We start from the raw sequence: 10,584 nt of genomic DNA, 5'->3' as shown, positions 1-10,584 counted from the left end.
GGCGCCGGAGTCCAGCGTCACGTCGACCTCGACGGTCGGGTTGCCGCGGCTGTCCAGGATCTCGCGGGCGGTGATGTCGGTGATGGCGCTCATGGTGGCTGGTCCTCCGCTTCTTCGTCGCGTCGTTCAGGGCGTCGTACAGGCGCGCGGGCTTGATAGCCCCTGAAACCGGGGCTGGCAAGGCCGTGGTGGCGCATCTTTCGGGTGGATCAACCCTGCTTGGCCAGCCGGTCGAAGGCCTGGAGGCGCTCCAGCAGGGCCGGCATCTCCTTCAGCGGGACCATGTTCGGGCCATCGGAGGGGGCACAGTCGGGATTCTCGTGCGTCTCCATGAACACGGCGGCCACGCCCACGGCGATGGCGGCGCGCGCCAGCACCGGCACGAACTCGCGCTGGCCGCCGGAGGTGGTGCCCTGGCCGCCGGGCTGCTGGACCGAGTGGGTGGCGTCGAACACCACCGGGAAGCCGGTCTCCGCCATGATCGGCAGCGACCGCATGTCGCTGACCAGCGTGTTGTAGCCGAAGCTGACGCCGCGCTCGCACAGCAGGACGCGGTCGTTGCCGGACTCCGTCAGCTTGGCGGCGACGTTCTTCATGTCCCACGGGGCTAGGAACTGGCCTTTCTTGACGTTCACCGCGCGCCCGGTCTGCGCCGCGGCGATCAGCAGGTCGGTCTGCCGGCACAGGAAGGCGGGGATCTGGAGGACGTCCACCGCCTCGGCCACCGGGGCGCACTGCTCGGCCTCGTGCACGTCGGTGATGACCGGGCAGCCGAAGCGTTCGCGCACCTCGGCGAAGATCGGCAGCGCCTTGTCCAGTCCCAGGCCGCGGGCGGTCTTGATCGAGGTGCGGTTGGCCTTGTCGAACGACGACTTGTAGATCAGCCCGAGGCCGAGCGCGCCGCACATCTCGGCCAGCGCCGCCGCGGTCTCCAGCGCGTGGTCGCGGCTCTCCATCTGGCAGGGGCCGGCGATCAGCACGAAGGGGCGGTCGTTGGCGATCGAAAGGGGGCCGATCTGGACGGTGCGCGGCGTGGTCATGGAACGGACTCCGGAAAACGAACGGCCCCCTGAGGGGGCGCCGAAGGCGACCATTCATGATGGAAGGGGTGGGGCCCTGTCGAGTCCCTTGGACGCCGGTCAGCCGCGCGCGCGCAGGCGCCGGCCGGCGAGGTCGAGGGCGGTCTTCAGCTGCGCCAGCGAGAAGGGCTTGTGCACCACGCCCAGGGGGTAGGTCTCGGTGAGGCGGCGCATGGTGGCATGGTCGGCGTAGCCGGACAGGAAGATCGAGCGGATGCCGAAGCCCGCCGCCAGCCGCCGCGCCGCGACGATGCCGTCGCCGCCGCCGGCGAGCCGCACGTCCATCAGCGCCAGCTCCGGCCGCTCCCGGTCGGCGAGGTCCACCGCCTCCTGCTCGGTGCGGGCGATGCCGCAGACGGTGTGGCCGAGGTCCTCCACGGAGTCCTTGATGATCTGCGCGATCGCGGGCTCGTCCTCGACGACGAGCAGCCGCAAGCTGCGCGCGGCGACCGGCGGGGACGCCGCCGGGGCGGCGACAGGCGCGGAGCCGGGCCCGCAGCGCGGCGGGGCGGGAGCGAGAACCGTATCGGGATCGTCCACTCGCACGATGCGCCTCCCCCTTTCTTTCGGGGCAAGGTTAAAATTTCTTTACCAATATAAAGTGGTATACGGGCAATTCGGGAAGTTCAAGCGATAACTGCACGTGGCATAGCCCATTGCGCCGACGCGTTCGGGCGGGGTGCGTCGATCGAAAGGGGTAGACGGAAGGAGGTCAGCGCCGCGGCGGGCCGAGCCAGTCCACGGGCCCGCCCGGGGACGCGGCGCGCGCCGGGCGCGGCGCGGCGGCGGAGCGCGGTGGTGCGCCGGTCGAGGTCATCCACGACATCGGGCCGATGCTGGTGACGACCGGCGCGGGCGGCAGGGGCGCCGGCGGGGCGACCGCCTGCATCGGCGGCGGGGGCGGCGCCGGGGGCGCGGACGCCACGTCGGTGGCGGGAGGCGGCTCGGGCGCCGGGGGCGGGGCGGCCTGCAGCAGGGATGGCGGCGGCGGGTCGGGGCGGTCGGCGTCGGCGACCGGGCCGGCGCTCACCTCGATCCGGCGGGCGGCGTCGCGGATGCCCAGCAGCGTCTTGACGGCGGATTGCAGCAGCGGCGCCATGCGGGCGGCATCGGCCAGTTCGGCGGGCGACAGCGCGGCGAACTGGGCGCGCACCTGCTCTACCGCGTCCTCGATGTGGGCGCGCAGGTCGTCCGTGTCGCGCGCGACGCGCTCAAGGTCCTGCTTGAGCGACGAGATCTCGAGCGCCTGCCGCAGTTCGTGGAAGCCGATGGATTGCGCCGTGGCGCGCAGCGACCGGAATTCCTGGGCCATGCCCGATCAACCCTCGAAACCCAAATGCCCGACGTTCTTTTCTTCAGCCCCGGACGCGCCGTGTCACACGTTTAACCCCGTTGCGGAGTGTTGGAAACCGTTTGCGCCCCACGGTTGCTTGTACTATTTTTCGCCGGCCGAAGGGAAGGGTTCCTTCGGCCACGATCCCGCCCGCGATTTGCCTCCCCCAAACCTCATCAGGTCCGGATAGCCACGGTGTCGATCGATCGCACGGAACTCGAGCGGCTCCTTGCCGATCGTCCGCAGGGCAACCGCAGCGCCATGCAGGCGGTGCGCGACAGCTACGGCGACATCAGCCTGATGCGCGAGCGCGGGCTGTCCTGGGCGCAGATCTCCGAGGTGCTGGCCAAGCTCGGCATCAGCGCCCGCGGCGACCAGCCGATTTCCCCCGTCACCCTGCGCTCCGCCTTCTTCCTGGTCGGCGTCGAGATGCGCAACGGCGACGCCCCGGCGGAGGAGGGCGAGCCCGCCTCGCCGGAGACCCTGGAAGCCATCCACCGCGCCGCCATGGCCTCCGGCCGCCCCGGCGCCGCGGTGCCGGACGTCACCCCGGCGGTCGCCGAAATCGCCGAGGCCGCCGCGCCCGAGCCGGAACCGGAGCCCGATCCGGAGCCGGTCCTCGCCGCGCCGGCCGACGAACCGCCCCCCGAACCGCTCCTCCAGCCGGAGGAGCCGCGCACCGGGGAGGTGGTCCCGGCGCCGGAACCGCCGCCACCGGCACCCTCTCCTCCGGCGCCCGCGCGCCCGCTTCCGCCCATCCGCCCGCTGGAACAGCCGGGCTTCACCGATACGACGACCAGACATTCGAAAGGCGATCCCATGCTGGGTACGATCTTCGTCCTCAACGACCGCGGCGGCGTCGGCAAGACGCTGCTGTCCCATCACCTGATGGCGACGGCCATGCTGGAAGGCCTTCAGCTCAAGGTCGTGGAGTACGAGGTCAACGAGCGCCTCGCCCGCCTGTTCGGGCCGGAGGTGGTCGAGCACCGCCGCATCACCCAGGACTTCATGAACATGATGGGCTCGGGCGACGGCTTCTACGAGTTCTGGGACCAGATCGGCCCCGAGCTGCAGCGCGGCGGCCGCCTCTACGACTTCGGCGGCAACATCAGCCAGTGGTTCTTCAACTGGGCCGAGGTGTCGGGCTTCGACTACTACGTCGGCGACGGCGAGCGGCTGACCTTCATGGTGCCGGTCACCGTTGACCTCGCCTCGCTGTCCACCGGCATGGCGACGCTGGAGCGCATCGCCACCATCGCCCCGAAGGCCAAGCGCGTTCTGGTCGAGAACGGCACGTCGGGCCCGTTCAGCCAGCTCGAGGACAGCAACTACGCCCGCCGCAAGGCCGAGATGGTGGAGCGCGAGGGTGTCCAGGTCATCTCCATGGCGCCGTGCACCGCGCCGGCCTGGGCCCGCCTGACCGGCCACCGCCTGGACCAAGTGGCGCAGATGACCCGCGAGGATCTGGTGAAGCTGGGCATGACGCCGCCGGTGGCGTCGCGCTCGCTGATCATCATCCACGAGTGGCTGCGCAACATGCGCCAGGCGCTCGCCCCGTACATCGTGGACGCCTTCCGCCAGACGCCGGGCGTCGGCGGCAAGGGCGCCAAGCAGGGCGCGCTCTGATTTCGGGCCATTGACAGCCCTCCCTCGCCTCCGGCGGGGGAGGGAGGGGACCCGCGACGCGGGGAGGGTGGGGGCAACGGCGCGTCCAAGAATCAACGCCGGCCGTTTCAGTCGTTGCCCCCACCCAACCCTCCCCCGGCGGAGCCAGGGGAGGGCCCTTAAAGCTTTACAGGAACCCCTCGACCAGTTCCGCGAACTCCTCCGGCCGCTCGGCGTGGATCCAGTGGCCGCCGGGGATCATCGCGACGCGGGCGTTGGGGAAGTGGCGGCGGATCTCCGGCTCGGACTCCGGCGTGATGTAGTCCGAGCGGCTGCCGCCGATGAACAGCGTCGGCCCCTCGTAGCGGGCGTCGCCGAGGTCGGGGAAGCCGATCAGCTTGTCCATCTCCGCGCCGGCCGCGTCCAGGTTGATGCGCCAGCGGAACGCGCCGTTCTCCAGCACGAGGTTCTGCAGCAGGAAGGAGCGCAGCGGCGCCTCGGGCACCGCGTCGGCCAGCTGCGCGTCCACCTCGGAGCGGCGGGTGCGGCCCTCCAGGTCGGCGGCCTTCATGGCGGCGATGAACGGGGCGTGCGTGTGCGTGTAGCGCACCGGAGCGATGTCGGCGACCACCAGCCGCTCCACCCGGTCGGGGTGCTTGAGGGCCAGCGTCATCGCCGTCTTGCCGCCCATCGAGTGCCCCACCACGGCGGCGCGGGCAAAGCCGCGGTCGTCGAGGAAGCGCAGCACGTCCTCGGCCATCTCCGGGTAGCTCATGGTCGGCGCCCACGGCGCGCCGCCGTGGTTGCGCAGGTCGAGCGCGTAGACGTGCCGGCGCTCGCCGAAGCGCTTGGCCAGCGTCTGCCAGTTGCGCGCCGAGCCGAACAGCCCGTGCAGCACCAGAAGCGGCGTGCCGCCGACGGTCTCGCCGGCTTCGAGGTAGGAGAGCGGAAGGCCCTGCGGCATGGTCGGTCCATCGTTTTGTCGAGACGCGCGATCCTAGACGCGGATCGTTGGTGACGAAACAGCCGGAATCGGTAGGATGCGCCGCGCCGGGCGCATGCCGGCACAGTTCTTGGGGTTTTTCCGCGTGCTTCGCAACATCCTCTCCGTCGGCGGGCTGACGCTGGTCAGCCGCGTGCTGGGCTTCCTGCGCGACATCCTCACCGCCGCGCTGCTGGGCGCCGGGCCGGTGGCCGACGCCTTCTTCGTGGCGCTGCGGCTGCCCAACCACTTCCGCGCCCTGTTCGCCGAGGGGGCGTTCAGCGCCGCCTTCGTGCCGCTGTTCTCGGCCGCGGTGGTGCAGGACGGCAGGGAGGGCGCGAAGCGCTTCGCCGAAGAGGTGCAGGCGGTCCTGCTGCTGGTGCTGGGCGTGCTGAGCATCGCGCTGATCGTTGTCATGCCGCAGTTCATGCTGGTGTTCGCGCCGGGCTTCGCCGACGAGCCGGAGAAGTTCGACCTCGCGGTGCTGTTCACCCGCATCACCTTCCCGTACCTGCTGTTCATGTCGCTGGAATCGCTGCTGGCCGGCGTGCTGAACAGCGTCGGGCGCTTCGCGGCGGCGGCGGCGGCGCCGATCCTGCTGAACGTCTGCCTGATCGTCGCCATGGTCGCCGCGGCGCCCTTCATGCCCACCGTCGGCCACGCGTTGTCCATCGGCGTCTTCGTTGCCGGGCTGGCGCAGTACCTCTACCTCGTGTGGGACGCGCGCAAGGCGGGCATGGTGTTGCGGCTGGTTTGGCCGCGTTTGACGGCGGGCGTGAAGCGGTTCCTGACGGTGCTCGGGCCGGCGGCGCTGGGATCCGGGCTCACCCAGATCAACCTGTTCGTCGATACGCTGATCGCGTCGCTGCTGCCGACCGGCGCGGTGTCGTACCTGTACTACGCCGACCGCCTCAACCAGTTGCCGCTGGGCGTCATCGGCATCGCCATCGGCACCGTGCTGCTGCCGGAGATGGCGCGGCGCATCAAGTCCGGCGACGAGGCCGGCGCCGTGGAGAGCCAGAACCGCGCGGTGGAGTTCACGCTGCTGCTGACGCTGCCCTGCGCGGCGGCGTTCCTGGTGTCGGCGCTGCCGATCCTGTCGGTGCTGTTCCAGCACGGCCGCTTCGGCCACACCGATGCCGTGCAGTCGGCGCTGACGCTGCAGGCCTACGCGCTGGGGCTGCCGGCCTTCGTGGTGATCCGCTCGCTGGTGTCCGGCTTCTACGCCCGGCACGACACGGCGACGCCGGTTCGGGTGGCGGTGGCGGCGATGCTGGCCAACGTCGCGCTGAAGGTGGTGCTGATGGGGCCGCTGGCGCAGGTCGGGCTGGCGGTGGCGACGTCGGTGGCGGCGTGGATCAACGCCGGGCTGCTGGCGTGGCTGCTGCACCGGCGCGGCCTGTTCCGCGCCGACGCCCGGCTGACCCGCGCGCTGCCGCGCATGGCGATGGCGACGGCGGCGCTGGGGCTGGCGCTGTGGATCGGGCAGGAGCGTCTGGCGCCCTGGCTGGGGGCGGTGGACCTGCCCCTGCGGGTGGCCGGGCTGGCGCTGCTGGTCGGGCTGGGGAGCGTGGCGTACGGCATCGCCGTCGTGGCGCTGGGGCTGCTGCGGCGGTCCGATCTCGGGCTGTTCCGGCGGCGGCGCAAGGCCTGACGCCCCTTCGTTGTCGCAGCGTCGCGGGCCTGTTTTCGTTGCCCGGGCGACCCATTAGGGTTAAACCTTGATCAACACGGCCAAACCTTTCGGCGAGCCATGACGGACATCGACGACCTGCTGGGCTCCGGCTCCTCCGGCGGGGACGAGGCGGGCAATTTCGCCATCGGCGACGCGCCTGTGGAGATCAAGGTGGTGATCGGCACCGCCATGCTGCGCGTGCGCGACCTGCTGAAGCTGGGCCGCGGCGCGGTGGTCGAACTCGACCGCCACCTCAAGGACCCGACCGACGTCTATGTCGAGGGCGTGCTGGTCGCCCGCGGCGAGGTCGTCATCGTCGACGACAAGATCGGCGTCACCCTTACCGACTTCATCAAGTCCAGCCGCGAGTGGAAGCGCTGAGCGTCAGCGCTCGTCCGGACGCTCCGCCACCTCGACCTCCTTGCCGCGCTTCATCGCGACCTCGGCGGGCCGCTCGCCGTCCAGCGTCTCGATCCGCACCGGCGCGACGCCGGCGTCCTCCATGCCCAGCTCCACCGCGGCGCGTTTCGACAGGTCGATGATCCGGCCGTCGATGTAGGGGCCGCGGTCGTTGATCGTCACCTGGATCGTCCGCCCGGTGTCGAGGTTCGTCACCTTCACCGGCGTGCCGAGCGGCAGCGTGCGGTGCGCCGCTGTCAGGGCATGCTGGTTGAAGCGCACGCCGCTGGCCGTCTTGCGGCCGTGGAAGCCCGGCCCGTACCACGACGCCTTGCCGGTCTGCTCGAACGCCGGGGGCGGGGACGTCTCGAGCATGGCCGCCTTCACCACCTGATCGAGTTCCTCCACCAGCGGTGTCTCGGGCACGAGCGCCAGCTCTTCATCCTCGCAGTCGAAGAATGGAGCGTTCGGACAGAGCGGGAACGGCGCGCTGCGGCCGGTGACCGAGGGGGAAAGGAGCGTCAGCGCCATGGCCAGACCGGTGGCCGTCGCCAAGCGGAGTCCTTTTGGAACCCCCGGCATCTTCGTCCGCTGCATCGCCATTCCTTTCCCTACTCATCGAAGCAGACCACGGGCGCGGTCCGAGGGCGGAACAGGTCAATGCGGGGAAGGTTCCAGTCGTTCTGTGTTCATGTCGCAACGTAGATGGCGCTGCTTTGCCTTTTGGGCAGGTTTGTTGCTCGGCGTGGTTTGGGCGCTGGTTCGTATATATTCTGGATTTAGGTAGTTGTGTTTCAGTATCTGCGAGATGTGAAAGGTGTGTGATACAGTAACATTTATTGCGTTTTTCGAGGACTTGATCCCGTCGGGCTATGACCATTGACGGGGCGGAGATGGTCCAGCGCCTCCCATTCGGAACCCCACGTTCCGGATTACCCCGTCCGGGCCGAAGTTGGCGCATCCGCGGCTGGCGTCAGCGGGTGGGGCGTTGTGGCACCTTGCCGGGTGTTCCCGTGTTGGTTTGGGCGGCAGGGGATGCCAGGAGGGAGCGATGACCGCCGAGAGCACCGCGAAGACGCTCGACACCGCCCAGGCGCCCTCCGGCGCGCTGGGGCGGAAACACCTCGCGTCCGGCAAGCACGTGGCGATGCGCCTGTGGGACGTGGCGCCGGGCGGCGAGGCGCCGGCCGCGCGACGCGACCACGAGACCGTCGGCTTCGTCATCGGCGGCCGGGCCGAACTGCACATCGAGGGGCAGGTGATCCAGCTGCGCCCCGGCGACTCCTGGGTCGTGCCGAAGGGGGCGGAACACGCCTACCGCATCCTGGAGCGCTTCCAGGCGGTCGAGGCGACGGCGCCGCCGGCACCCTCGGTCGCCCGCGACGAGTTGTCCGTCGCGCCGGGCTAGGCGTCGCTTGACGGCGGCGCCCCGGCTCTGGTTTCGTGCGGCAAAGCCCAGGAGGAGCCGCCGATGCCGGACCTGTTGCCGCCCTGCTCGCCCCGCGTCTTTCACAACCCGCGGGCCGACCAGGACCGGGCCTATGGTCCGTCCGAGCGCGCCATCCTCAGCCGCGCCGCCTTCGAGGAGGCGCGCAAGGAGATCACCGCGTGGCCGGGCTACGCGCCGACGCCGCTGCGCTCGCTGAAGGGGCTGGCGCGCGCGGCCGGGATCGACCGGCTCTGGTACAAGGACGAGAGCGCGCGCTTCGCGCTCGGCAGCTTCAAGGCGCTGGGCGGCGCGTACGCGGTGCTGCGCCTGCTGGCGCGCGAGGTGTCGGCGCGGGCGCCCGGCGTGCCGGTGACGGCGCTGGACCTAGTGGTCGGCCGCTACGGCACCATCACCCGCGCGCTGACCGTCACCACCGCCACCGACGGCAACCACGGGCGCTCGGTCGCCTGGGGGGCGCAGGTCTTCGGCTGCGGCTGCGTCATCTACGTGCCCGCCAAATGCTCGGAGGGCCGCCAACGCGCCATCGAGGAGTACGGCGCCCGCGTCGTGCGGGTGGACGGCACCTACGACGACGCGGTGCGGCGGGCGGCGGCGGATGCGGCGGCGAACGGCTGGTTCGTCGTCTCCGACACCTCCTACACCGGCTACATGGACGTGCCGCGCGACGTGATGCAGGGCTACGCCCTGATGGTGGAGGAGGCGATCTCGCAGCTTCCCGCCAGCGAGCGACCGACGCACGTCTTCGTGCAGGGCGGCGTCGGCGCGCTGCCGGCCGCGGTGTGCGGCCATCTGTGGGAGACCTGGGGGCGGCAGCGTCCGCGCTTCGTCTCGGTCGAGCCGCACGGCGCCGACTGCCTGTACCGCAGCGCCGTCGCCGGCCGACCGACCGCCGCCGAGGGCAGCCTGGAGACGGTGATGGCCGGGCTGGCCTGCGGCGAGCCCTCGCTGCTCGCCTGGGCGATCCTGGAGCGCGGCGCCGACGACTTCATGACCATCGACGATTCCGCCGCGGTCGCCACCATGCGCCTGCTGGCCGAGGGGGCGGCCGGCGACCGGCCGCTGGTGGCCGGCGAGTCCGGCGTGGCGGGGCTGGCGGCGCTGCTGTGCGCGGCCGGCGACCCGGAGGCGCGCGCCGCCCTGGGGCTGGCGCCGGACGCCCGCGTGCTGGTGTTCGGCACCGAGGGGGCGACGGATCCGGCCGTCTACGAGGATCTGGTCGGCCGCAGGCCGGAGGCGGTCAGCGGCGCGTGAGCGCGCTGGCGCCGGGCCAGGGCCTGGAGGTCGCCGGCGATCAGGTGATCCGCCAGTTCCACCACGCCGTCGCCGGCACCGCCCTGAGTCACGAGGTCGGCGTCCTCGCGCACCGAGGGGATGGCGTCGGCCACCGCCACGCTGGCGCCGCACAGCGCCAGGAACGTGTGGTCGTTCTCCGTGTCGCCGATGCCGATCACCTTGGAGGGCTCCAGCTGCAGCTCGTCGAGGGCGAGCTGCAGGCCCGTCGCCTTGGTCATCTCGGCCGGCAGGACCATCACCGCGCCCTTGTTGAACTCGACGGCGTTGTCGAGCGCCAGTTCGCGGAACGTATCGACCACGGCCTTCTCGTGCGGCGTGCGGCTGGCGACGATGACCTGCCCGACCTCCAGCGGGATCCCCTTGCGGCGCAGAGCCTCGATGGCCGCGGCGGGCGGCGGGGAGCCGAGCAGCGTGCTGTCGCCGGTGTCGGGACGGTGCACCACCGCGCCGTTCTCGGCGACGATGCGGTCGAACAGCGCCATCTCCGGGAAGGCGGCGCGCAGGCTTTCCAGCGTGCGGCCGGTGACCAGGACCAGCGTGAAACCCGCCCCCTTCAGGCGGTTCAGCGCGTCGAGTGCTTTGGGGGAGACGCGCCCTGCGTCGGCCAGCGTGCCGTCGTAGTCGATGGCCAAAGCCGTGTAGTGCATGGCGTCCTCCGCGCGAAGCGATCCGTCACCGGGTAAGACAGCCGGGGCGGGGCTTTGGTTGCCGTTCTCTTGCGGGGAAAGGGCGAACCCGTCACCATGGCTGGTAAGACCGGACAACGGG

12 protein-coding genes are annotated in these 10,584 nt (G+C 71.1%); 5 read left to right on the top strand and 7 right to left on the bottom strand.

Features of this window, described 5'->3' with window-relative positions:
- The 4 genes from ACRWK7_RS12475 to ACRWK7_RS12460 all read right to left on the bottom strand — a co-directional run.
- The coding region (locus ACRWK7_RS12475) for a hypothetical protein (RefSeq protein WP_146209004.1) at positions 1–93 on the bottom strand (93 nt) is incomplete at its 3' end.
- 116 nt (positions 94–209) lie between these two features.
- Positions 210–1,040: a 3-deoxy-8-phosphooctulonate synthase gene (kdsA, locus tag ACRWK7_RS12470; RefSeq protein ID WP_431856544.1), complete on the bottom strand. Its 831-nt coding sequence runs from the start codon at positions 1,038–1,040 to the stop codon at positions 210–212.
- 99 nt (positions 1,041–1,139) lie between these two features.
- A complete protein-coding gene (locus ACRWK7_RS12465) occupies positions 1,140–1,625 on the bottom strand; it encodes a response regulator (protein ID WP_431856543.1) in 486 nt (161 codons plus the stop codon).
- 166 nt (positions 1,626–1,791) lie between these two features.
- Positions 1,792–2,391 (bottom strand): hypothetical protein, encoded by a 600-nt coding sequence (locus tag ACRWK7_RS12460; protein WP_431856542.1) that lies wholly within the window; start codon positions 2,389–2,391, stop codon positions 1,792–1,794.
- Between the two features lie 216 nt (positions 2,392–2,607).
- Between ACRWK7_RS12460 and ACRWK7_RS12455 the strand changes: the two genes are divergently transcribed.
- A complete protein-coding gene (locus ACRWK7_RS12455) occupies positions 2,608–4,038 on the top strand; it encodes a hypothetical protein (protein ID WP_431856541.1) in 1,431 nt (476 codons plus the stop codon).
- Positions 4,039–4,204: 166 nt separating this feature from the next.
- Here ACRWK7_RS12455 and ACRWK7_RS12450 read toward each other — a convergent pair whose 3' ends face one another.
- Positions 4,205–4,981 (bottom strand): alpha/beta fold hydrolase, encoded by a 777-nt coding sequence (locus ACRWK7_RS12450; protein ID WP_431856540.1) that lies wholly within the window; start codon positions 4,979–4,981, stop codon positions 4,205–4,207.
- A gap of 124 nt (positions 4,982–5,105) precedes the next feature.
- Between ACRWK7_RS12450 and murJ the strand changes: the two genes are divergently transcribed.
- Positions 5,106–6,653, top strand: coding sequence for a murein biosynthesis integral membrane protein MurJ (gene murJ / locus ACRWK7_RS12445; protein ID WP_431856539.1), 1,548 nt, complete (start codon positions 5,106–5,108; stop codon positions 6,651–6,653).
- A 99-nt stretch (positions 6,654–6,752) separates the two neighbouring features.
- Positions 6,753–7,055, top strand: coding sequence for a flagellar motor switch protein FliN (gene fliN, locus ACRWK7_RS12440; protein ID WP_431856538.1), 303 nt, complete (start codon positions 6,753–6,755; stop codon positions 7,053–7,055).
- A gap of 3 nt (positions 7,056–7,058) precedes the next feature.
- Here the strand turns inward: fliN and ACRWK7_RS12435 are convergent, their stop codons facing one another.
- Positions 7,059–7,628 (bottom strand): septal ring lytic transglycosylase RlpA family protein, encoded by a 570-nt coding sequence (locus tag ACRWK7_RS12435; RefSeq protein ID WP_431856537.1) that lies wholly within the window; start codon positions 7,626–7,628, stop codon positions 7,059–7,061.
- Between the two features lie 496 nt (positions 7,629–8,124).
- Here ACRWK7_RS12435 and ACRWK7_RS12430 point away from each other — a divergent pair, with 496 nt between their 5' ends.
- Both ACRWK7_RS12430 and ACRWK7_RS12425 read left to right on the top strand, forming a co-directional pair.
- Positions 8,125–8,481 carry a cupin domain-containing protein gene (locus ACRWK7_RS12430; RefSeq protein ID WP_431856536.1) on the top strand — a complete coding sequence of 119 codons (357 nt, stop codon included), beginning with the start codon at positions 8,125–8,127 and terminating at the stop codon, positions 8,479–8,481.
- Between the two features lie 63 nt (positions 8,482–8,544).
- Positions 8,545–9,774: a diaminopropionate ammonia-lyase gene (locus tag ACRWK7_RS12425; protein WP_431856535.1), complete on the top strand. Its 1,230-nt coding sequence runs from the start codon at positions 8,545–8,547 to the stop codon at positions 9,772–9,774.
- Here the strand turns inward: ACRWK7_RS12425 and ACRWK7_RS12420 are convergent.
- Positions 9,726–10,463: an HAD family hydrolase gene (locus ACRWK7_RS12420; RefSeq protein WP_431856534.1), complete on the bottom strand. Its 738-nt coding sequence runs from the start codon at positions 10,461–10,463 to the stop codon at positions 9,726–9,728. The genes ACRWK7_RS12425 and ACRWK7_RS12420 overlap by 49 nt on opposite strands.
- Positions 10,464–10,584 lie beyond the last annotated feature (121 nt).

The sequence above is a fragment of the Azospirillum sp. genome (genome assembly GCF_050789165.1).
This window is presented reverse-complemented; position numbering and strand designations above follow the sequence as displayed.